The sequence below is a fragment of the Belnapia sp. F-4-1 genome (assembly GCF_000802185.1).
Classification (GTDB): Bacteria; Pseudomonadota; Alphaproteobacteria; order Acetobacterales; family Acetobacteraceae; genus Belnapia.
The window spans coordinates 918138-940964 of record NZ_KN676113.1 but is presented as its reverse complement, the minus strand read 5'-3'; the positions used below and the strand labels follow the sequence as shown (position 1 = coordinate 940964).

Below are 22827 nucleotides of genomic sequence, written 5' to 3'. Positions count from 1 at the left end.
GCTCAGCCGAAGAGGAAGTCGCCCGCCGACAGCGCGGACCTGGCGATGCCTGCCAGGGTGAGGCTGTCGCCCTGGCCGAGATCGATCACCACCCCGCCCGGCCGGTCCGTCGCCGCCGCCAGCACCGCGGTGAAGCCGGCGACGCCGCCGAGCCGGATGTGATCGAGGCCCGGGGTGAAATCGCCGATCCGGTCCGCCCCGCCGCCCGGCGCGAACAGGAACAGGTCCGCCCCCGTCCCGCCGAGCAGCACGTCGTTCCCGCCCCCGCCATCGAGCGTATCCTCGCCCGCGCCGCCCATCAGCCAATTCGCCGCCGCATTGCCGGTGATGGCGTTGTCGAGCGCATTCCCCTGGCCGATGCGCGTCGTCCCCAGCAGCACCAGCCTCTCGGCATTCGATGGCAGGATGTAGCGGCCGCCCGCGATATCGGCGAACACGGCGTCGATGCCCCCGCCCGCCGCCTCCACCACCTGGTCCGCGGCGCTGTCCACCCGGTAGGTGTCGTGGCCGGCGCCGCCTGCCAACCAATCCATCTCGCCGAGGCCGGAAGCGCCGTCCAGCAGGTCATCCCCGTCGCCGCCCAGCAGCCGGTCCATCCCGCCGCCGCCGACCAGCGTGTCGTTCCCCGCACCGCCGCCGAGGATGTTCGGCGCATCGTTCCCGGTGATCAGGTTGGCGAGCGCATTGCCCGTGCCGCGCAGGGCCCCGGCCGCGAGCACCAGCACCTCGACATGCGTGGGCAGCACGATGTCGATGGCGGCGACCACCGTATCCCGGCCCTCGCCCGCCGCCTCCGTCACCCGATCGCCCGCGGTGTCGACGTGATAAAGGTCGTTGCCGAGACCTCCCGCCAGCCGATCGGAACCCGCCCCGCCATCCAGCGTGTCGTCCCCCGCGCCGCCGGCGAGGCTATCCGCCCCGGCGCCACCCGTCAGCCGGTCCGCCCCGGCGCCGCCGGTGACCTCCAGCCGCTCGATCCCGCGCAGAAGGGTCGCATGGACGCCATCCGTCAGGCTGCCCACCGCCATGTCGAGGACGAGGCCCGCCCCGGCCGTGCTGCGATCGATCAGCGCGAGGTCATTGTCCTCACCGCCATCCAGCAGCGCATCCCAGTCCGTCGAGACGAGGGTATCGTCGCCGAGACCGCCCTCCAGGCTGTTCCGCCCGGTCTGGCCGTCGAGCCGGTCATTGCCGGTGCCGCCCTGCAGCGTATCCTCTCCTGCGCCGCCAAGCAGCGCATCGGCGCCATCTCCGCCTTCCAGGCGGTCGCTGCCGTCGCCGCCATCGAGTTGATCGGCGCCCGCATCGCCGAGCAGCGTATCGTCACCGAGGCCGCCAGCGAGCCTATCCTCGCCGTCGCCGCCATCCAGCCGGTCACTGCCGTCGCCGCCATCGAGTTGATCGGCGCCCGCATCGCCAAGCAACGCATCGTCACCGAGGCCGCCAGCGAGCCTATCCTCACCATCGCCGCCGCTCAGCGAGTCGCCGCCATCCCCGCCATCGAGCCAGTCCCCCTCGGCGCCGCCGCGGAGCGTATCGGCGCCGATGCCGCCATACTGCGTATCGGCGCCAGCGCCGCCGTCCAGCAGGTCGTCCCCATCGCCGCCATCGAGCCGGTCCGCCCCCGCGCCGCCGATCAGCGTATCCCTCCCCATCCCGCCATGGAGCGAATCATCGCCGCCCTGGCCGGCGACCAGGTCATCGCCGTCGCCACCATCGATCCAGTCGCCGCTTCCGCTGCCGGAGAGCGTATCATCCCCTGCCCCGCCATTCAGGGTCGTCGCCGGCTGCCCCGCCGCCAGCAGCAGCACGTCGTTGCCGGCGGAGCCGTTGATCTCCTCCATGCCCAGCATCATCCCCGCCGCGCCGCGCAGGTCGAGCAGCATGCCGATGCTGCCGGCGCCCCATCGGTCATATCCGGCACCGCCATCGACGCTGTCGGCCAGCGTGCCGATATCGGCGAGGCTGATGATGCGCGGCGCCGCCTCTCCGGCATCGAGCAGCAGCGTGCCGGTGAAGCGGCCATCGGCCTCGCTGATGAGGACGTCGTCGCCCCCGCCGCCGAGCAGCGTATCGGCGCCCGGCCCGGCGAGCAGGGCATCGTTCCCCGCCTCGCCCGCCAGCAGGTCGTCGCCACCGCTGCCATAAAGGGTATCCGCCCCGTCGCCGCCCTGCAGTGTATCCTGCCCGTCGCCGCCATCCATGGCGTCGGCGCCGGCCTGGCTGACCATCAGGTTGGCGAGCCCGTTGCCCCAGCCATTGGCGCTGCTGCCGGCGAGGTTGGCCAGCACCAGGGCCTCGACATCTGCCGGCAACGCATAGGGCCGGTCGGCGATGACGGTGTCGAAACCCTCGCCCGGCGCTTCCACCACCTGGTCGCCCGGGCCGACGCGATAGGTGTCGTCGCCCAGGCCGCCGATCAGCGTCTCCGCTCCCGCCCCGCCGGCAATGGTGTCGGCGAAGGCCGAGCCGCGGATCAGTCCGATGGAGACCAGCCGGTCGATTCCGCCCCAGCCGTCCCGCACCGTGCCGGCGGCCAGGTCGGCATCGATGGCGCCCGGATCCCCCGCGTAATCGGCGCCGACCCAGGTGCCAAGGGCGGGTGCCCGCAGCGTGTCGTTCCCGGCGAGGCCGCGCAGCCAGGCATAGGCGCCGATCGCCAGCCCGGTCAGGTCGTCGCCAAGGGCGGAACCCCAGAGGAATTCCACATTGCGCAGCACATCCGTGCCGCCCCATTGGTCCTGGCCGATGCCGGCGGTGAGGTTCGCCACCACGCCCTGCGTCGCCAGCCCGCCCGTATCGTAGCTGACGGTACCGAAGCCGCCGGCGCCATCGATGGTGTCGTTGCCTGCCCCGCCGGCCAGGCGCTCATCCGCTGCCGAGCCGTGGAGGCTGTCATGCCCAGCCCCGGCGGTGACGATCTCGATCGAGGTCAGCCGGTCGGTGCCCCCCGGCTTCAGCACATAGGGGCCCAGGACGAAGCCTTGCACCGTGGTCGTGGCGAGCATGGCGGTGATGGCGCCGTCGCCCGCATAGCGCCACTCATCCTGCCCGGCGCGGCCGTCGAAGCTCTTGTTGCCGCTCTGGCCGGAAAGGAAGACATCCTCCCAGGCCGAGCCCAGCACCGTGTCGCCATGGGCCGAGAGTGCCGCGACCCGGCGGATGTCCACCAGCGTGTCGATGCTGCCCCAGCCGTCCTGCGCCGTGCCGCCCTGCAGGTCGACGAGCACCGCTGTCGGGCTCGCCCCGTAGGAGAGCTGCACCGCCGTGGTGCGGTTGCCGATGATCCGGTCCGCCCCCGCCCGTCCCTCGAGGCTGAGGGCGAAGAAGCCGGCCGTGGCGCCGCCCGCATCCAGCGTATCGGCCCCCGCGGTGCCGGCGATCACCTGGATGCCGGTGAAGCTGTCCACCCCGCCGCCCGGCTTCACCGCCGTACCCGCCCCATAACCCGCAATGGTGACGGCGACGGGCCCGGACAGGCCGGCATAGCTCAGCGCATTCCCCGCCCCCGCGCCGCCGGCGATGCGGTCATTGCCGAGGCTGCCGAGAAAGGTCTCGGCCAGGCTGCCGCCTTGCAGGCTGTCATCCCCGGCCGTCCCACCGACAGAATAGCCACCATCGAGCCTGAGGAAGGTGCCGTCGACGAAATCCGCCACGCCGAGCGTGCCGACGCCATCCAGCCGCACTGCGAGGTCAGTTGCATCCAACTGCCCGTTGCGGTCGAGGTCGAGCACCAGCCAGCCGCCGCCATCCTGCCCCGGCAGCCAATAGGCCTGGTAGGCATCCAGCCGCTGCGCCGGCAGCGCCATCCCGGCGACGGGGGCCGCGCCAGCCGCGCCGATGCTGCCGCTGAAGACCAGCGGCCGGGCGATGCCATCCGTCCCGGCATAAAGCCCGGCATCCGCCCCGCTGCCGTCCGCGCGGCCGAACCAGGCATTGCTGATGCGGAGCCGGTCGCCATCCGCCCGGCTGAAGCCGATGACCGTGTCCATGGCGCCGAGGGTGGACCAACTGGCCTGCCCCATGCCGTGGAGCAGCAGCGTATCCGCGCCCGGCCCACCCTCCAGCCGGTCGGCGCCGAAGCCGCCCTGAAGGCTGTCATTCCCGTCGCCGCCCTGCAGCCAATCATTCCCCGCACCGCCGAGCAGCAGGTCGTCGCCCACCCCGCCGGCCAGCCCGTCATCGCCGTTGCCACCGTCGAGCACGTCGGTCCCGTCGCCCCCATCGAGCGAGTCGCCGCCCTCGCCACCGACCAGGCTGTCGAAGCCGGTCCCACCGAGCAGGACGTCAGCTCCATCCCCGCCGAGGAGGGTGTCGTCCCCGTCGAGCCCGGCCAGCGCATCGGCGCCGGCGAAGCCGTGGATGCGGTCCGCCCCGGCCGTCCCGACGAGGCTGTCCGCCCCGGCGGTCCCGAGGGTGGAGAAGGTCCCGGCGACGAAGCTTCCGGCCCCGATCGCCTGCCACGTCGGTAGGTCGAACCGCACCACGAGGTCGGCCGTGCCGAGCAGCCCGTCGCCGTCGAGGTCGAGCAGCAGCCAGCCGCCTGCCGCGAGCCCCGGCTGCCAGTGGAGCGTGAGGCCTTGCCCCCCTGTCGCATCCGGCAGCGCCATGCCGGCCACCGGCGCCACCCGCGCCGCCAGCGCCCCGCCGAAGCCGACCGGCAGGCTCGCCCCGCCCGAGAGGCCGAAGCTGCCCGTCGCCAGCGGCAGCAACCCGGCGCCGATGGCCTCGCCGCGCAGCACCAGCAGGTCACCGTCCCCGGCGTTGAAGTCGGCGATGCGGTCGGGGAAGGCGAGGCTGCTGTCGAGCCCGCCGCTGCCTTGCAGGATGAACCGATCCGCCCCCGCCCCGCCGGTCAGCAGGTCCGCCCCGGCCCCGCCGAGCAGCGTATCCGCCCCGTCGCCGCCGAGCAGCGTATCCGCCCCGGCCAGGCCTTGCAGCGCGTCGCTTCCCGCCCCGCCGGCGAAGCTGTCATCCCCCGCGCCGCCGGCCAGCCCGTCATTCCCGCTGCCGGCGGTGAAGCTCAGATGCTCCACCCCTGTCACGCTGGTGCCAGCGACCTGGCTGACCAGCCCCGGCGCCAGCATGTAGAAGGTGATGGCCGCCGTGCTGGCCGAGCGGTCGATCACCGCCCGGTCATGGCCCGCCCCGCCGTCGAGCGTGTCATTCCCCGCGCCACCGACCAGCGTATCGTCGCCGCCGAGGCCGGCGAGGCTGTCCGCCCCCTCCGTCCCTTGCAGCAGGTCGGCGCCCGCGGTGCCGGTGAGCGTGGCCATGGAACCCCTTGCCGGCCCGCCGCGGATCGGCGCGGCCGGTCAGAGGGCTCTAGCCTCCTTCCGCTTAAGAAATCCCCTACCGCAGCGGAAAGCCGATGCCCCGCAGCGCCGCCACCAGCCGGTCGCGCCCCGCCATCGCGCGCAGCGTCGCCAGGCGGCCGATGACGCGCCGCGTCCAGCCCTCCGGCCCCATGCCGTTGCGCGCCGAGAATTCGCCGAGCAGCGCATCATAGCCCGCGCGCCGCGCCGCCTCGCCCTCGGTCGCATAGCGCTCGCGGTGCAGCACCGTCGCCTGCGGCAGGCGCGGCTTCACCTCGCCCGGATCGGCCGCATAGCCGACGCAGAGGCCGAAGACGCCGACCACCCCCGGCGGCAGGCCGAGCAGCCCCGCCACGCGCTGCACGTCGTTGCGGAGCGCGCCGATATAGACGGTCGAGAGGCCGAGCGATTCCGCCGCTACCACGGCGTTCTGCGCCGCCAGCGCCGCATCGACGGAGGCGACGAGGAAGCTCTCGAGATAGGGCAGCCCCTCGAGCGCCACGCCCTCCGCCTCGGCCAGCCGGGCATTGCGCGAGAGATCGGCCAGCCAGACAAGAAAAAGCGGGCATTGCCGGACATGCTTCTGTCCGCTCGCCACCTCGGCCAGCGCCGCGCGCACCTCCGGGTCCTGCACCGCGACCACCGACCAGGTCTGCAGGTTGGAGGAGGTTGCGGCCGAGGAGGCGGCGGCCACCAGCGTCTCCAGCGTCCCGTCCGGCAGCGGGTCCGGCCGGTAGGCGCGGACCGAGCGATGGCCGAGCATGGCGGCAATGGTCTCGTTCCACGGCCCGGCGTGGGGGATGGCGTCGCGGCCGTAGCGGGCGGCGAGCGCCTCCGCCTTGCCGGCGGTGGCGGGGGTCAGGCTGTCCATGGGCGGTCTCCGTTTCGCCGGCAGGCTAGTGCCGCCAGCCGCTTCAGACGAGCCCCAGCCGCTTCGCCAGCTCCCGGTACAGCGCGACCTGGGCGCGCACGTAGTCCCGTGTTTCCTCCGGATCGAGCAGGCGGGGGATGGAGCCGACGCGGCGGGTCGCCGTCATCCAGTCCCGGTCCTGCCGCAGCCGGGCGAGGGCGGAGGTCCAGGCGGCCACCACCCCTGCCGGCAGGCCGGGCGGGCCGAACAGCGCATTCCAGCCGGCAATGCGCGCCAGCGGCTCCACCTCCGCCTCGCGCGCGGTCGGCACGCCGGGCAGGGAAGGCAGCCGCTCCGCCGTGCCGACTACCAGGGCGCGCAACTGCCGGTCGGCGATGGCTCCCGCCATGTCGCTGAGGTTGTTGCCGATGAACTGCGCCTGCCCGCCGAGCACCGCGGCCACCGCCTCCGCGCCGCCGCGGAAGGGGATGGCGACCCCGGCATCGATCGGCAGGCCGAGGCTGGCGAAGAGGTGCCGCACCCCGAGGTCAAGCAGCGTCGCCGGCCCGGTGGTGGCGAAATTCAGCCGCCCCGGCCCCTCGCGCAGCGCCCCGGCGAGATCGCCGAGCGTCTGCCAGGGCGCATCGGCCCTGACGCAGAGGACGAAGGGGTTCTCGTCCAGCAGGCCGAGCATGGTGAACTCGTCCCAGGCATAGGGCGTGCGCGGATCGGTTGCCGGAAGGATGGCGGAGGAGCCGATGCGGGCCAGCAGCAGGGTCTGCCCATCGGGCTTCGCCCGCGCGACGAAGCCGGTGCCGACCGCGCCCGAGGCGCCGGTGCGGTTCTCCACCACCAGCCCGGCCTGCGGGTTCGGCAGGTAGCGCCCGGCATGGGCGGCAAGCGTCCTGCCCGCGATATCCGCCGCGCCGCCGGCGGAGAAAGGCACCACCAGCATCACCGGTCGCTCCGGATAGGCGGCTTCCGCCCGGGCGGACGGGGCGAGAAAGGCGAGGCCAGCGGCAAGGCTGCGGCGCGTGAGCTGCGGCATGATGGATTCTCCCGGCGGCCGGAGCATGGCCTGCAAATGGGGCGACCGCGCGGCTGCGGCAGGCCGATGTCGATCACGCCGTGTTGCGTGATCCTTCACGCCCGTGCTAACGCCAAGGCATGACGTCCGCGAACGGCACGCCGGCAGGCAACTCCCGGCGACCCTCAGCGGCGTTCCCGCGTGGTGCGCGGGGCGCCCTCCCTTCGGGGAAAAACCGCATGGCAGGAGCCTTGTGGCGGGGAAGTATTGCCCTGGCCCTGGCCGCCGCACCGGTCACCGCCGCCTCGGCCCGCCCGGCCCATAAGGCCGCCGCAACCGCCACGCCCCGCCTGCCGGACGCGCCGCAGGAGCTCCTTCCGCCTGCCATTGCGACGGACCTGCCGAGTTCGCCGCGTGCCGCCTGCCTCGCCGCCGCCCGCCGGGCCGAGCAGGTGCACGGCCTGCCGCGGGGCCTGCTGGTCGCGATCGCCCTCTCCGAAAGCGGGCTGCACGCCCATGCGCTGAGCATCGCCGGCCGCGCCTCTTTTCCGGACGACCTGCGGACGGCCCGCCGCCTCCTGACCCAGGTCCCGGCCCGGCAAAGCGTCATGGCCGGCTGCGTGCAGGTGAATGCCCGGGTCCATGCCCGCGGCTCCGACTGGCCGCTCGACCCGGTGCGGGCGACCGACTGGGCCGGCGGCCTGCTGCGTCGCTGGTACACCGAGACCGGCACCTGGGAGGAGGCGATCCGCCGCTGGCATGGCGGCTCCCCCGCCTCCTCGCAACGCGTGGTCTGCCGCGTGCGGGCCAAGCTGGAGGTGACCGCTCCCGGATCGGCCCTGCTACGGGGCCAATCCTGCCGCGAGGCGGAGGCGATGCAGGCCCGCCGCAACGGCGCCACCCTGCTCGAAGTGGCCGAGATGCAGGACCGCACGGACTGAGCATCCAACCGGGACCGCGCCGCAGGTCGATTCATCAAATCGGGATGAATGGCCACGAGGCAGTGGCGCCACGCCTGAATCATCTCCAACCGTGACCTGATAAGGAAACAAAAGAAAGGCAGGGGACTGCCCATCGCTGTTACTTGTTATTCGAAAAGCAATGTTTGCCGTCGGTCAGAGGGATGCTGAGGTTTCCTTCGTTCCACGCCAATGCGACTTCAGGGTGACAAGCGCATTTTCGTGTGCCCTGTAACGCGCTCGTCACAGCGGCAGCGGGCAACGGTGGCATCGGTCGGGGCTTCGCTTAGGCGGGGGCGAGGAATCCACTGATGCATGGTCACCAATCCGTTCTGCTTGTTGTCGAGGATGACTTTCTGGTCCGCCTGACGCTCGTCGATGCCCTGGGCGATATGGGCTTCGAGGTGCTAGAGGCGGAGGATGCGCGCGCCGCGCTGTCGCTGCTCTGCGACCATCCAGAGATCGACCTCATGCTTACCGATATCAATCTGCCCGGCGGGTCCGACGGCTTCGCCCTGGCCCGCGCCGCGCGGGTGATCCGCGCCGAGCTGCCGATCATCTACGCCTCAGGCCGCTACAACCGGGCGGAGCCCCACCAGCAGGTTTCCGGCTCGCGCTTCATCGCCAAGCCCTTCACCCCGACGCTGGCCGTCGCGGTGATTGCCGACCTGCTGAGCGGCGACGCGGCGCGTGGCCCGCTTCGTCCGGAGCAGATAGGGACCGACCGCCGCGTCTGACGCCACGGCCGCCAAGGCCGAGGCGCAGCGGCCGTTTCAGCCCATGATGATGTGACAGGTCGATCCGCCCTTGCAGGGCGGGGCCGCCGGCTCGCTGACCCAGCCGGCGGCGTGCCTGCATCAGCCCAGACTCAGTTGACGGCCCGGTCCACCGAGCGGCCCAGCCGCTCGACCGGCCCGCGCGGCGGATCCACCGTGTCGCGCACGCGCTCGCCAGCCCGGTCGAGGCTCCGTCCCGTGCGCTCGGCCGGGCCTCCGCGGTCGCAGGCGGCCAGGGTCATCGTCAGCAGCGCGGGAATCAGCAGCAGGCGAAGCAGCGTGGTCATGCCATCCTCTGTGTCGGTTACGGTTGCTGCTTCATCGCCGGAGCGGCACGAAAGTTCATGGAGGGGGAAAGGATGCTCGATCTGACGGGGAAGGTGGCCATTGTCACCGGCGCGGGCTCGGTCGGTCCGGGCTGGGGCAATGGCAAGGCGACGGCGGTGCTGCTGGCGCGGCAGGGCGCCCAGGTCTTCGCCATCGATGTCGCACCGGAGGCTGTCGCCGAAACCGCCGCGCTCATCGCCGGCGAGGGCGGCACCTGCACCACCCAGGTCTGCGACATGCTGGATGCCACCGCGGTGGAGGCTGCCATCGCCGCCTGCCTTGCGCGCTATGGCCGCATCGACATCCTGGTGAACAACGTGGGCGGCTCGCATCCCGGCGGGCCGGTCGACATGCCGGAGGAGGTCTGGGACCGCCAGATCGACTTCAACCTGAAGACGCCCTTCCTCGGCTGCAAATACGTGTTGCCCGCGATGAAAGGGCAGGGCGGCGGCGCGATCGTCAACATCTCCTCCGTCGCCGCGCTGCGCATGTCGGCGGGGCGGCCGCATGTCGCCTATTCGGCGAGCAAGGCGGGCGTCATCGCCTTCTCGAAATCCGTTGCCCTGGCCTATGCGCGCCGGGGCATCCGCTGCAACACGGTGATCCCCGGGCTGATGCACACGCCGCTGGTGGAGCACCGCTTGGTGCGGCAACTCGGCGCCAACGACGCCGAGGCGCTGATCGCCCGCCGCCATGCCAGTGTGCCGGCCGGGCAGATGGGCAGCGGCTGGGACGTCGCCCATGCCGTGCTCTTCCTCGTTTCCGAGGAGGCGAAGTACATTACCGGCGCCGAGCTGGCGGTCGATGGCGGGTTCACGGCCGCCGGCCCGGTGTGAGGCACCCCGCAAAACTGCCGGGCAGTTTTGCGGGGACCCCGAATGGTCGCCTCAATCCCGAACCCTCGCACGGCTTTCCACGGCAAAGCCCCGGAAGGACACCCGGCGAGACCCAGGCCGCTGCATCAGGGCCGCAGCGCCTCCGCCGGCGACCAGCCGCGCTCCAGCCGCTTGCAAAGGCGCCGGTAGTCGATGCCGGTTGCCGCGGCGGCGGCGGAGAGGCTGACCATCCGCCCGCGATAGGGGATGAAGTGCCGCGGCGTGCCGCGCCGTGGCGGCGAGTGCTCCCAGGCGCAATTCGCCGGGGAGAATCCGCGCTGCTCGTTCAGCCGAACCAGCCGGTGGTCCGGGCTTGGCCGCTTGCCGAGATCCTCCAGGAAGGCAGCGTAGCCGCGCCCGCCGCGGGCCTGCCAGCGACGGCAGACCGAGGCTTCCTGCTGGCGGTGCAGCAAGCCTTGCCAGACATGGTATTCCGGCGCCACCCGGCCGCCGGCCTTGCCGCCATGGCGGTATTGCCGCTCGCGGGAGGCATCGTCGCGCAAGCAGCCGCAGCTCAGCGTCGTGCCGGCTTTCAGCCTGTCTTCCCGCACCGTCGCGCTGCCGCCGCATTCGCAGTCGCAATGCCAGCGCCGCCGCGCGAAGCGGCCGCGCCAGAAATAGGGGCTGTCCTCATGCGATACCACGAGGCGGCCAAAGCGGAGGCCGCTGCGGATCGTATCAGTCGCCATGCGTGCGTTTCCTCCCAGATTCGACCTGTGACAATCTTGGGACACGACCGGCGATGTCACGCTTCACATGCCGCGAAGCCAGCTTGGCTCAAGGAGGGTTGATGCCGGATTAAGAACGGCTCAGCCGGCGAGGGGCTTCTGGTAGGGGCGGCCGGACTCGAACCGGCAAGGCCTTGCGGCCGGGGGATTTTGAGTCCCCTGTGTCTACCATTCCACCACGCCCCCGCCCGAGTTCGGATAGCACGGAATGCAGCCCGCTGCGAAGCCGGGACGCCATGCCGGGCCGCCCGCACGGCGCTTGCCAGCCTCCGGCCCGCATTGTTCAGTCACCGGCAAGAACGATTGGAGGATACGCCGTGCCGATTTCTCGCCGGGCCCTGCTCGCCGCGCCCGCCCTGCTGCCCGCCATGCTTCCCCCCGGGGCCCGCGCCCAGCCGTCCTGGCCCGACCGGCCCGTCCGCCTCGTCGTCGCCTTTCCCGCCGGCACGGTGACCGACACGCTGATCCGCCATCTGTCGGAGCCATTGTCGCGCGAACTCGGCCAGCCGGTCATCGTCGACAACCGCCCGGGCGGCAGCGGCGTCGTCGGCACCGAGAGCGTCGCCCGCTCGGCGCCTGACGGCCTCACCTGGTGCGTGCTGAGCGTCACCAACGGGGCGCTGAACACCTATCTCGTCCCGCGCCTCTCCTATGACCCGCTGAAGGATTTCGCCCCGGTCGGCTATGTTGCCGACACCGCCTATATTCTGGTCGTGCCGGCCGCCAGCCCGGCGCGGGACCTGAAAGGCTTCATCGATCTGGCGAAGCGGCAGCCGCTCACCTTCAGCTACGGCAATGCCAGCGCCCGAATCGCCTCGGCGATGCTTGCCCGCATGGGCGGGGCGGAGATGACGGCGGTGCCCTATCGCGGCGGGCCGGAGGCGCTGACCGATGTCATCGCCGGCCGCATCGACAGCACCTTCACCGATTTCGCCGCTGGCATGCCGCAGGTGAAGGAAGGGAAGGTGCGGGCGCTCGCCGTCACTTCGCCGCAGGCCTTCGCCCTCGCGCCCGACATCCCGCCAGTGGCGAGCCTGCTGCCGGGCTACGGCGTTTCCGCCTGGTTCGGCATGGGCCTTCCCGCCGCGACGCCGGCGCCGATCGTGGCGCGGGCCAATGCGGCGATGAACGCGGCCCTGGCCGACCCCGCCTTCATCGAGAAGGTCGGCCGGCTCGGCTATGTCCCGCGCGGCTCGACGCCGGCGGAATTCCACGCCTTTCTCCGCGGCCAGATCGAGGAGATGACCGTGCGGGCGAAGGAAGCCGGGTTGGAGCCCGGCTGAGAATCCTCCGCGAAACTGCCGCGCGGCTTGGCGGCCCCGGATGGCCGCCTGCCTTTCGCGGCAAAGCCGCGAAAGGACGCCGGGCGAGGGCCGGCCCCGACCGATGGTCCGATCAGTCCGCCCGCCGCGGCGCCGCCCTGAGCACTGCCGCCCCGAGCAGCCCCGCCAGCACCGAGCCGGCAAGGATGCCGATCTTCACCTCCGCCTGCAGCAGCGGCTCGCCCTCGAAGGCAAGCATGCCGATGAAGAGGCTCATGGTGAAGCCGATGCCGCAGAGCAGCGCCGTCCCGAACAGCTGCCACCACGACGCCCCCACCGGCATTTCCGCCCAGCCGAGCCGGATCGCCGCCCCCGCCGCGCCGAAGACGCCGATCAGCTTCCCGACGAGCAGCCCGAGCGCCACGCCGAGGGTCAGCGGGTCGAGCAGCGCCTCCATCGTCAGCCCTTCGAAGGAGACGCCGGCATTGGCAAAGCCGAAGGCGGGGACGATGGCGAAGGCGACCGGCAGGTGCAGCGCATGCTCCAGCCGGTGCAGCGGCGAGGCGGCGAGGTCGTCCGCCCCGCCCGGCCGGTTCCGCAGCGGGATGGCGAGGGCGAGCACCACCCCGGCGACCGTCGCATGCACGCCGGAGCGCAGCGTCAGCCACCACAGCACTGCGCCAAGCAGCAGATAGGGCAGGAGCCGGCACACCCCCGCGCGGTTCAGGCCGAAGAGCACGAGCGAGACCAGCCCGGCCAGCCCGAGATAGGGCAGGGCGATCTCGCCCGTGTAGAAGACGGCGATGATGGCGACCGCCCCGAGGTCGTCGAGGATGGCGAGCGCCGTCAGGAAGATGCGGAGCGAGGCTGGCACCCGCGGCCCGAGCAGCGCCAGCACGCCGAGTGCGAAGGCGATGTCGGTTGCCGCCGGGATGGCCCAGCCGCGCAGCGTCGCCGGGTTGCCCGCATTGAAGCCGGCATAGATCAGCGCCGGTACGGCCATGCCCCCCGCCGCCGCGATACCGGGCAAGATGCGCCGGCCCCAGCCGGCCAGCTGCCCATCCAGCAGCTCCCGCTTGATCTCGAGCCCGACCAGCAGGAAGAACACCGCCATCAGCCCGTCATTGATCCAGTGCAGCAGGCTGAGCGGCCCCAAATAGGCTTCGAGCGCCCCGAAATAGACCGGCGCGACGGCCGAATTGGCGAGGATGAGGGCGAGCACCGCCGCTGCCATCAGCACCAGCCCGCCCGAGGCGTTGTTGTGCAGGAAGTCCCGCAGCAGCGAGCGGGCACGGCGCGAGGCCGGCCTCACTGGCATGTCCGGCGGCATGGCAGGCTCCTTGTGGTTCAAACGGATCGGGGCGGTGCTGCCGGAGTCCTGGACAAAAGGCAATGCGACCCGGCTGACATCCCTGCCAGCAACCGGGTGGCACCACCATTGCATCGCCATTGGCTTGGGCTGGCGCATGGCCCGGGCGGCAGAAGCACCGGCCTGCGCGCATAGCCTTCTTGCTGTAAGCGGTCCCCAGCCGTCCCACCCAGGACCCGGATATCTCCCGATGCCGCTGCATGTCGCCCTGAACCACCGGACAAGCTACCAATACGAGCGCGCCATCACGCTCGGGCCGCAGACCATCCGCCTGCGGCCGGCGCCACAGGCCCGCACGCCGATCGTCAGCTACGCGCTCACCATCGAGCCGAAACCACATTTCCTCAACTGGATGCAGGATCCGCAGGGCAACCACCTGGCGCGCGTCGTCTTCCCCGAGCGGGTCACCCATTTCGACGTGACGGTCGATCTCGTCGCCGACATGGCGACGATCAATCCCTTCGACTTCTTCCTCGAGCCCGAGGCCGAGACCTGGCCCTTCACCTATGACCCGGTGCTGGAGCAGGAACTCGCCCCCTTCCGCCGGACGGAGCCGGCCGGGCCGCTGCTCTCGGCCTTCCTCGCCGGGATTCCCCGCGGCGAGCAGCCGACCGTCGACATGCTGGTCGGGCTGAACCGCCGCATCCAGGAGCGCACCGCCTATGTCGTGCGCATGGAAGCGGGCGTCTGGACGCCCGAGGAGACGCTCGGCAACGAGCGCGGCTCCTGCCGCGACAGCGCCTGGCTGCTGGTGCAGGCATTGCGGCACCTCGGCTACGCGGCGCGCTTCGTGTCCGGCTACCTGATCCAGCTCGTCGCCGACCAGAAGCCCGTCACCGGCCCTGAGGGCCCGACCAGTGATTTCACCGACCTCCATGCCTGGGCCGAGGTCTACCTGCCCGGCGCCGGCTGGATCGGGCTCGACGCCACCTCCGGCCTGATGACGGGGGAGGGGCATATCCCGCTCGCCGCCAGCCCGGAGCCGGCCTCGGCGGCGGCTATCAGCGGTTTGGTCGAGAAGGCGGAAACGAAATTCGAATTCGCCATGTCGGTGACGCGGGTGCGCGAGACGCCGCGGGTAACGAAGCCCTATGGCGAGCGCCAATGGCAGGACATCCTTGCCCAGGGCGAGCGGGTGGAGCGCGCGCTTCGGGCGGGCAATGTCCGCCTGACCATGGGCGGCGAGCCCACCTTCATCGCCGCCGACGACATGGACGCGCCGGAGTGGAACACCGACGCGATGGGCCCCACCAAGCGCCGCTATGCCGGCCGCCTGCTGCGCCGCCTCGCCGAGCTCTGGGGCCCCGGCGCCGCGCTGCAATACGGGATGGGCAAGCAGTACCCCGGCGAGCAGCTGCCGCGCTGGGCGCTGCACGCCCATTGGCGCCGCGACGGCGAGCCGGTCTGGCGGGACCCCGGCCTTCTCGCCTCCGACGACGACACCGACACCGCGACGGCCGCCGATGCCGCGCGTTTCGCCGGGATGCTCGCCGAACGCCTCCAGGTCGATCCCTCGCTGGTCAACCCGGCGCATGAGGACATCCACTACTATTTATGGAAGGAGCGGCGCCTCCCCGACAATGTCGTGGCCGAGGATGCCAGGCTGCGCGACCCGCTGGAGCGCGCCCGCCTCGCCCGCGTCTTCGGCCAGGGCCTCGCCGCCCCGGTCGGTAGCGTCCTGCCCCTGCGCCGGGTGATGGAAGGCGGCCAGCGCCGCTGGCAGTCCAGCCGCTGGTTCTTCCGCGACGGCACGCTCTTCCTCATCCCCGGCGACAGCCCCATTGGCTTCCGCCTGCCGCTGGAAAGCCTGCCCTGGGCCGACCCCGCCACCATCGAAGGCGAGTTCGAGCCCGACCCCATGGCCCCGAAGGGAGAACTGCCGCCGTACCAGGCCTTCCAGCGCCCGCATGGCCCGAGCACGATGGGCGCCGGCGCCGAGGGCTTCCGCCCGGTGCCGCAGGACCTGCCGGTGGTCGGCCGGGGCGAGCCCGGCCTCGTCCGCACCGCGCTCGCCGTCGAGGCCCGCGAGGGCAGGATCCACGTCTTCTACCCGCCGCTGACGGCCGCCGAGGACTGGCTCGACCTCACCGCCGCCGTCGAGGCGACCGCTGCCGAGACCGGCCGCAAGGTGGTGCTGGAAGGCTACCTCCCGCCCCGCGACGAGCGCATCCAAAGCTTCTCCGTCACCCCCGACCCGGGCGTGATCGAGGTGAACATCCACCCCAGTGCCTCCTGGGCCGAGCATGTCGAGCGCACCGAGACCCTCTACGAGGAGGCCCGCCAGCTCGGGCTGTCCGCCGAGAAATTCATGCTCGACGGCCGCCATGTCGGCACGGGGGGCGGCAACCATGTGGTGATGGGCGCCGCCTCGCCGGCCGACAGCCCCTTCCTCCGCCGCCCGGACCTGCTGAAGAGCCTGCTCGGCTTCTGGCACAACCACCCGAGCCTCTCCTACCTGTTCAGCGGCCTGTTCATCGGCCCGACCAGCCAGCACCCCCGCGTCGACGAGGCCCGGCAGGATGCCATTGCCGAGCTGGAAGTCGCCTTCGGCAAGATCGAGCCGGGCCGCGAGACGCCGCCCTGGCTGGTGGACCGGCTGTTCCGCAACCTGCTGGCCGACATGACCGGCAACACGCACCGGACCGAGTTCTGCATCGACAAGCTCCACGCGCCCGAGCACAGCTCCGGCCGGCTCGGCCTCGTCGAGTACCGCGCGCTGGAGATGCCGCCCCATGCGCGCATGTCCGCCGCGCAGATGCTCCTGATGCGGAGCGCCATCGCCGCCTTCTGGCAGCACCCCTATGAGCGCCGCCTGGTCCGCTGGGGCACCCGGCTGCATGACGAGTTCATGCTGCCGCACTATGCCGAGCAGGATTTCCGCGACGCGCTGGAGGAGCTGCACGGCCTCGGCTTCCCGCTCGACCCCGCCTGGTTCGCCCCGCACCTGGAATTCCGCTTCCCCCGGATCGGCGAGGTGACGCTGCGCGGCACCGGCATCGAGCTGCGCCATGCCCTCGAGCCCTGGCACGTGCTGGGCGAGGAGCCGGCCGGCGGCGGCACCGCCCGTTATGTCGACAGCAGCACGGAGCGGCTGCAGGCGCGCGTGACGGGCTGGGTCGCGGAACGCTATACCCTCGCCTGCAACGGATTCGAGGTCCCGCTGGTGCCGACCGACACCCAGGGCGAATATGTCGGCGGCATCCGCTTCAAGGCCTGGGACCCGCCCTCGGCCCTGCACCCGACCGTCCGCGCCCAGGGCCCGCTGGTGTTCGACCTCTATGACCGCTGGACCGGGCGCAGCCTCGGCGGCCTCACCCACCATGTGGTGCATCCGGGCGGGCGCAGCTACGACACCCTGCCGGTGAACGCCAACGAGGCCGAGGCCCGACGCCGCACCCGCTTCCAGCCCTTCGGCCACACCCCTAACCCCATGCCGCCGCCCGCCGCCGTGCCGGCGAAGGAGGCCCCGCGCAGCCTCGACCTGCGGCGGGTGGGGTAGGGTGGAGCCCGGCGCTCCGCTCGACGAGATGGTGGACGGTGCCGGCGGCTTCCGCCCGCATTGGCGCCCGCTGCTCGGGGCACTGGCCGATCTGGGGCGGGAGGCGCTCGCCGAGCGTGCCCAGCTCATCGAGCGCTTCCTCGCCGATGAGGGGGTGTTGAGCCTGCTCGCGCCGCAGGAGGGCAGCCTGGTCGCCGCCTGGCGCTGCGATCCGATGCCGCTGATCCTGCCGCCCGCGGAGTTCGACGCGCTGGAGGCCGGGCTCGCCCAGCGCGCGGCGTTGCTGGAGGCGGTGCTGCAGGATGTCTACGGCCCGCAGCGCCTGCTGGCCGAGGGCGCGCTGCCGCCCGCGCTGATCCATGCCAACCCGGCCTTTCTCCGCCCCTGCCGCGCACCCGATGGCGGCCGGCCAGGCCCGCTGCTGCACCTCTACGCCGCCGACCTGATCCGCGCGCCCGAGGGCGACTGGCGCGTCGTCGCCGACCGCACGGCGAGCCCGACGGGCCTTGCCCATGTGCTGGAGAACCGCCGCGCCCTTTCCCGCCACATGCCGGAATTCGTCCGCTCGCAGGAGCTGCGCCAGCCCGGCCCCTTCTTCGACATCTGGCAGGATGCGCTGCGTGCCCTCGCCCCCGGCGGCAATCCCGGCATCGCCCTGCTGGCCACCGGGCATGCCAGCCCGTTCTGGTCGGAGCAGGTGATCCTTTCCCGCGAGCTGTCCTGCGCCCTGGTCGAGGGTGGCGACCTCAGCGTGCGCGACGGCGTGCTCTACCTGAAGACGCTGCGCGGCCTGCAGCGCGTCGATGTGCTGCTGCGCCGGCAGGACGGCCGCACCATCGACCCGCTGGAGCTGGACTCCAGCATGGCGCATGGCGTCGCCGGCCTGCTGGACGCGGCGCGCGGCGGGGCGGTGAAGATCGTCAACGACCCGGGCGCCGGCTGCGTCGAAGCACCCGGCCTCGCCGCCTTCCTTCCCCGCCTCGCCCCGAGGCTGATCGGCGAGGAGCTGCGCCTCGCCGGCGCCCGCACCCTCTGGCTCGGCGAGGCCGCGGCCTGGGCGGAAGCGGAGCGGAACCTCGACTCCTGGCTGGTCCGCAGCGCCGTCGACGGCACCGTCCGCTCCATCCGCCCCGCCGCGCTCGGCGCCGGGGCCCGCGCCGCGCTGCTTGCCCGCCTCGCCGCCGCGCCGCAGGATCATGTCCTGTCGGAAGTGCTGGCCCCCTCGGTCGCGCCCTGCGTCGGGCCGGAGGGGCTGGCGCCACGCCCCGTCATGCTGCGCCTTTTCCTTGTCTTCGACGGCCGCGGCTGGCGTGCCCTGCAGGGCGGCCTTGGCCGGGTGCTGGACGAGACGCGGCCGGGGCCTGCCGTGGCCAAAGATGTGTGGGTGCCGGCGGAGGAGGGCACCGCCATCCAGGGGCCTCGCGGGGGCGCCTTCGTGCCGCTCCCCATCCGGCGCACCTCGGGCGAGCTGCCGAGCCGCGTCGCCGACAATTTCTTCTGGCTCGGCCGCTACCTGGAGCGGCTGGAGAGCGCGGCCCGCCTGCTGCGCGCCGGGGCCGGCCGCCTCGGCCGCGCCACGCCGACGCCGCGCGAGCTGGCCGAATTGCGCAGCCTTTCCGCCTGCCTGGTCCGTGCCGAGCTGCTCGATGCCGAGACCGCGCAGGGCGGTGCGCATGGCCTCGGCACCCGCGCGCTGACCCATGCCCTGCTGCGCGCCATGCGCGAGGGTGGCCCGGTGCCCGGCCTCCTCGCCCGGGTTTCTCACCTCGCCGAGCTGCTGCGCGACCGGCTGACCGGCGAGATGCAGCACGCCCTGCATCGCGGCCTCCGCCAGCTCGGCGCCCAGCTCATCCCCGTGCCGGGAGGGGTGGAAGCGCGGGAGGAGGCGCTCGGCCTGGAACGGCTGACCGAGGCGAGCAATGCCATACTCTCCTTCGCCGCGACCGTCGCCGGCCTCGCCGCCGAGAACATGGTGCGCGGCGGCGGCCGGCTCTTTCTCGATCTCGGCCGCCGGGTGGAGCGCGCCCAGGCGATCGCCGCCGAGATCGCCCGCGCGCTCGACCAGCCCGGCGCCGCGGCCCAGCCGGCCCGGCTGGAGCCGGGGCTGCGGCTCGCCCTGGAGCTGCGCGATTCGGTCATCACCTACCGCAGCCGCTACCTGACGGCCTTGCAGGCCGGGCCGGTGCTCGACCTCGTGCTGGCCGACGAGGGGAATCCGCGCGGCCTGGCCTTCCAACTCGCCGCCGCCCGCGACATGCTGGCGGACCTTGACGGCGATAGCTCATCGCCTCTCGGCCTCGCCGCCGGGCAATTGCTGGAGGAGGCGCGGGCCATGGTGCGGGATGTCGCGGCGGCGGCGGTGCAGGCGGAGGCGGCGTTGCAACTGCCGCCCCGGCTGCGTGCGATGGAGGGTGCGGTCGCCGCCCTCTCCAACCGCATCGCCCGGCAGTACTTTACCCTGCTGCCGGCGGCGCACAGCCTCGGGCCCACGGCCCCGGGCGGCAGGCTGCGCGGCGCGGCGTGATCTACCGGGTCCGCCACAGCACGCGCTATGCCTATGGCAGCACGGTGGATCTCGCCGCGCACCTGCTGCATCTGCGGCCGCGCGCACTGCCCGGCCAGCGGGTGATCTCCGCCGAGGTGACGGCGACGCCGGCCGCCTCGCGCCGGCGGGAGGCGCTCGACCATTTCGGCAACCACGTCACCTGGCTCTTCCTCGACGAGCCGCATGCCTGCTTCGAGGTGGTGGGGGAGGCGGTGGTCGAGGTCGGCTTCCCCGCCCCGCCACCCGCAACGGCGACCCTCGCCTGGGAGGCGGTGGTCGGGCTGGCCCGCGCCGGCGGCCCCGCCGGGTGGCAGGCGGCCGAGTTCACCTTCGACAGTCCGATGGTGGCGGCCGAGCCCGCCGCCCTAGCCTATGCGGCGCCGAGTTTTCCCGCCGGGCGGCCGGTGCTGGAGGGGCTGCTCGAGCTGACGGCGCGCATCCGGGGGGATTTCACCTACCGAACCGGCGCCACCAGCCTGGCGACGCCGGTGGCCGAGGTGCTGGCCCGGCGCGAGGGTGTCTGCCAGGACTTCTCGCATGTGATGATCGGCGCGCTCCGGGCGCTCGGCCTGCCGGCGCGCTACGTTTCCGGCTATATCCGCACGTGGCCGCCCCCGGGCCAGCCGCGGCGGCGCGGTGCCGACCAGTCCCATGCCTGGGTCGGCTGCTGGCTCGGCCCGCAGCATGGCTGGGTCGATCTCGACCCGACCAACGGCACGGTGGTGCGGGAGGAGCACCTGGTCGTCGGCTGGGGGCGCGACTATGCCGATGTCAGCCCGGTCAGCGGCGTGGTGCTCGGCGGCGGCGCCCATAGCCTCGGCATCGCCGTCGATCTGGAGCCCGTCGCCGTCGAGGCGGCGGGCTAGCGCCCGGGGCGGAACCATTCGGGTTCCGGCGCGTCACGCCCGCGCCTTATGGCCCCGACGAGGTCCCGATGAAGCTCTTCCATTGCCAGGCCTGCGCCCAGGTCCTCTATTTCGAGAACATCCGCTGCGAGCGTTCGGGCCACGCACTCGGCTACCTGCCAAACGAATTCGAACTTTCCGCCCTGGAGCCGCTCGACCCCGCGGAGGACGGCACCGCGCTCTGGCGCCCGCTCGCCGAGCCCGGGGCCGAGGTCCGCCTGTGCTCCAACGCGCAGTACGAGGCCTGCAACTGGCTCGTCCCGTCCGGATCGGAGGAGGTGTTCTGCGCCGCCTGCCGGCACAACCGCACCGTCCCCGACCTCACCGACCCGGCCAATCTTCATGCCTGGCAGCGCTGGCAGAGCGCCCTGCACCGGCTGGTCTACACCCTCCAGCGCCTCGGCCTGCCGCTCGCCAACCGCGCCGACGACCCAAATCACGGCCTGGCTTTCGACGTGCTGGCCGACCCGCCGGATGGCGGCCCGAAGGTGATGACCGGGCATGACGAGGGCATCATCACCCTAGCCCTCTCCGAGGCCGACGATGCCGAGCGCGAGCGCCGCCGCACCGCCATGGGCGAGCCCTACCGCACCCTGCTCGGCCATATGCGGCACGAGACTGGGCATCATTACTGGGACCTCCTGGTCCGCGATGCCGGCCGGCTGGAGGAATGCCGCGCCGTTTTCGGCGACGACAGCCAGCATTACGGTCAGGCATTGCAGGCGCATTACGCCAACGGCGCACCGGCCGACTGGCAGGACGCCTATGTCAGCACCTATGCCACCGCCCACCCCTGGGAGGATTTCGCCGAAACCTGGGCGCATTACCTCCATATCGTCGACACGTTGGAGATGGCCTCTGCCTTCGGCCTCCGCCTTCGTCCGCAGATGCCCCAGGCCGAGGCGGCGGCGGCCGCCGTGCTGGCGGCGAAGATCGACTTCGATCCCTACGGCCCGATCACCATCGAGGACCTCATAGAGGCCTGGCTGCCGCTTACTTATGCAACGAACAGCCTCAATCGGTGCATGGGTGCACCGGACCTTTATCCTTTCGTGCTCTCTGTCCCTGCCATTGCCAAGCTCGGCTACATCCACAAGCTGGTACGCAGCGGAAATACCGCTTGAATGGCTACGGTTGAAATGTCACGTTTATGGAACGCGAAACCAATGCCCATTCCTGACGGATGCGGTTTATATTCGCCGGTGGTGCAAGTGCCCTGAAAGCCGGGCCTACAATCTGAGAGAGCAATGACGAAAATTGACACGGCATTAAGCCCCGGCTACGCGCCGGTTTCCGAGCCTGTTACGCCTGAGCCCCTGGGGATGCCCGGCCGTGTGGGAGAGTCGGTTGGGATGATGACGATCTGGGCGGAATGCATCGTCTCCGCTGCCCATCGTTTCGCCCAGTATGATCTGCACGGCCATACCTATACGGTGCGCGTTTCCGTCCGCGAGAGCGACGATGGTTTCCTCAACGCCGAGAGCTTCCGCGACGAGCTGATGCGCATTCGCCGCGGGGTTGACCACCGTTGCCTGAACGACGTCCTCGTGACCCCGACCATGGAGGAGCTGGCCCGCTGGTTCGCCCGCGAGGTCCGCAAGGAAGGCTTCGACGTCACCGAGGTGCAGATCATCCGTCCCGAGGGTGTCGGCTGCCGCCTGACCCTGGCCTGAGCGGCCAGGGGCGCCACGGGCGGGTGCGGATAGTATGCCATTCAGCATCGTTTCGTGGCGTTGATGTCAATTACGGCGCTGCCAACTCCTCGCCTTCTCGTTTATATGGTTGATGGGATGTCCCCGGTGCGCGTGTCGCGGCCGTGGCCAGGCCCGTGTCCAGGCGGTGGGGGGTTGGGATGCGGCTGATCGAGCGGCGCCGGGTATTGCTGGGAAGCGGCCTGCTGCCGCTGACCTTCACGCAATCCAAGGCACAGGCCCTGCCGGCCCCGACCGGCCGCGTGATCCTCACCGTTTCCGGCAAGATCTCCGCCACCAACGAGGGCGATTCGGCGCGCTTCGACCGCGCCATGCTGGAGGCGATCGGCCTCGCCTCCTTCACCACCGCCACCCCCTGGTACGACGGCCCGGTCACCTTCGAGGGCGTGCCGATGACGAAGCTGCTGCAACGCCTCGGCGCCCAGGGCGAGGCGGTGCAGGCCGTCGCCCTCAACGACTACTCGACCGAGATCCCGATCGCCGACTTCGCCCAGTACGGCGTGCTGCTGGCGCTGAAGCGCGACGGCAACTACCTGACGGTACGGGACAAGGGGCCGCTCTTCATCGTCTACCCCTATGATTCCGACCCGGTGCTGAAGTCACCTCGCTACTACGGCCGCTCCGCCTGGCAGGTGGCGCGATTGGTCGTGCACTAGCCGATGCTGGAGCCGGAGGCCC

General features: G+C 71.8%; 16 protein-coding genes and 1 tRNA gene. 10 read left to right on the top strand and 7 right to left on the bottom strand.

Annotated features, from left to right (window positions below; genetic code table 11):
* Positions 1 to 2 precede the first annotated feature (2 nt).
* The 3 genes from LH62_RS04680 to LH62_RS04670 all read right to left on the bottom strand — a co-directional run bounded on the left by LH62_RS04680 (position 3) and on the right by LH62_RS04670 (position 7213).
* Positions 3 to 5276, bottom strand: coding sequence for a calcium-binding protein (locus LH62_RS04680; RefSeq protein WP_043359590.1), 5274 nt, complete (start codon positions 5274 to 5276; stop codon positions 3 to 5).
* Between the two features lie 76 nt (positions 5277 to 5352).
* On the bottom strand, positions 5353 to 6186 hold the full coding sequence (locus tag LH62_RS04675; protein WP_052213709.1) for an NADPH-dependent oxidoreductase: 834 nt from the start codon (positions 6184 to 6186) through the stop codon (positions 5353 to 5355).
* A 43-nt stretch (positions 6187 to 6229) separates the two neighbouring features.
* The gene (locus LH62_RS04670) at positions 6230 to 7213 is read right to left on the bottom strand and encodes a tripartite tricarboxylate transporter substrate binding protein (RefSeq protein WP_043359587.1); all 984 of its coding nucleotides are present in this window, start codon (positions 7211 to 7213) and stop codon (positions 6230 to 6232) included.
* A gap of 218 nt (positions 7214 to 7431) precedes the next feature.
* Between LH62_RS04670 and LH62_RS04665 the strand changes: the two genes are divergently transcribed.
* Both LH62_RS04665 and LH62_RS04660 read left to right on the top strand, forming a co-directional pair.
* A complete protein-coding gene (locus LH62_RS04665; RefSeq protein WP_236552470.1) occupies positions 7432 to 8133 on the top strand; it encodes a transglycosylase in 702 nt (233 codons plus the stop codon).
* 329 nt (positions 8134 to 8462) lie between these two features.
* The gene (locus tag LH62_RS04660; protein ID WP_052213708.1) at positions 8463 to 8888 is read left to right on the top strand and encodes a response regulator; all 426 of its coding nucleotides are present in this window, start codon (positions 8463 to 8465) and stop codon (positions 8886 to 8888) included.
* Positions 8889 to 9019: 131 nt separating this feature from the next.
* On the opposite strand, the gene LH62_RS04655 is transcribed toward LH62_RS04660, so the two are convergent.
* Complete coding sequence (locus tag LH62_RS04655; protein ID WP_043359585.1) at positions 9020 to 9214, bottom strand: hypothetical protein; 195 nt, start codon at positions 9212 to 9214, stop codon at positions 9020 to 9022.
* Positions 9215 to 9286: 72 nt separating this feature from the next.
* Between LH62_RS04655 and LH62_RS04650 the strand changes: the two genes are divergently transcribed.
* The gene (locus LH62_RS04650; RefSeq protein ID WP_144404376.1) at positions 9287 to 10090 is read left to right on the top strand and encodes an SDR family NAD(P)-dependent oxidoreductase; all 804 of its coding nucleotides are present in this window, start codon (positions 9287 to 9289) and stop codon (positions 10088 to 10090) included.
* A gap of 125 nt (positions 10091 to 10215) precedes the next feature.
* Here LH62_RS04650 and LH62_RS04645 read toward each other — a convergent pair whose 3' ends face one another.
* The gene (locus LH62_RS04645) at positions 10216 to 10818 is read right to left on the bottom strand and encodes a hypothetical protein (RefSeq protein WP_043359582.1); all 603 of its coding nucleotides are present in this window, start codon (positions 10816 to 10818) and stop codon (positions 10216 to 10218) included.
* Between the two features lie 139 nt (positions 10819 to 10957).
* Positions 10958 to 11043, bottom strand: a tRNA-Leu gene (locus LH62_RS04640).
* A 131-nt stretch (positions 11044 to 11174) separates the two neighbouring features.
* Between LH62_RS04640 and LH62_RS04635 the strand changes: the two genes are divergently transcribed.
* Positions 11175 to 12140 carry a tripartite tricarboxylate transporter substrate binding protein gene (locus tag LH62_RS04635; protein ID WP_052213707.1) on the top strand — a complete coding sequence of 322 codons (966 nt, stop codon included), beginning with the start codon at positions 11175 to 11177 and terminating at the stop codon, positions 12138 to 12140.
* Positions 12141 to 12252: 112 nt separating this feature from the next.
* Here the strand turns inward: LH62_RS04635 and nhaA are convergent, their stop codons facing one another.
* Complete coding sequence (nhaA, locus tag LH62_RS04630) at positions 12253 to 13449, bottom strand: Na+/H+ antiporter NhaA (protein WP_043359581.1); 1197 nt, start codon at positions 13447 to 13449, stop codon at positions 12253 to 12255.
* Between the two features lie 229 nt (positions 13450 to 13678).
* Here nhaA and LH62_RS04625 point away from each other — a divergent pair, with 229 nt between their 5' ends.
* The 6 genes from LH62_RS04625 (at position 13679) to LH62_RS04600 (ending at position 22805) form a co-directional block, all read left to right on the top strand.
* Positions 13679 to 16987, top strand: coding sequence for a DUF2126 domain-containing protein (locus tag LH62_RS04625; RefSeq protein WP_043359580.1), 3309 nt, complete (start codon positions 13679 to 13681; stop codon positions 16985 to 16987).
* A 1-nt stretch (position 16988) separates the two neighbouring features.
* The gene (locus tag LH62_RS04620; protein ID WP_052213706.1) at positions 16989 to 19511 is read left to right on the top strand and encodes a circularly permuted type 2 ATP-grasp protein; all 2523 of its coding nucleotides are present in this window, start codon (positions 16989 to 16991) and stop codon (positions 19509 to 19511) included.
* A complete protein-coding gene (locus LH62_RS04615; protein WP_043359579.1) occupies positions 19508 to 20398 on the top strand; it encodes a transglutaminase family protein in 891 nt (296 codons plus the stop codon). The genes LH62_RS04620 and LH62_RS04615 overlap by 4 nt, the downstream gene beginning before the upstream one ends.
* A gap of 68 nt (positions 20399 to 20466) precedes the next feature.
* Positions 20467 to 21561 (top strand): putative zinc-binding metallopeptidase, encoded by a 1095-nt coding sequence (locus tag LH62_RS04610; protein ID WP_043359578.1) that lies wholly within the window; start codon positions 20467 to 20469, stop codon positions 21559 to 21561.
* Between the two features lie 228 nt (positions 21562 to 21789).
* On the top strand, positions 21790 to 22110 hold the full coding sequence (locus tag LH62_RS04605) for a 6-carboxytetrahydropterin synthase (RefSeq protein ID WP_043359577.1): 321 nt from the start codon (positions 21790 to 21792) through the stop codon (positions 22108 to 22110).
* Between the two features lie 179 nt (positions 22111 to 22289).
* A complete protein-coding gene (locus LH62_RS04600) occupies positions 22290 to 22805 on the top strand; it encodes a molybdopterin-dependent oxidoreductase (protein ID WP_043359575.1) in 516 nt (171 codons plus the stop codon).
* Positions 22806 to 22827: the final 22 nt, after the last annotated feature.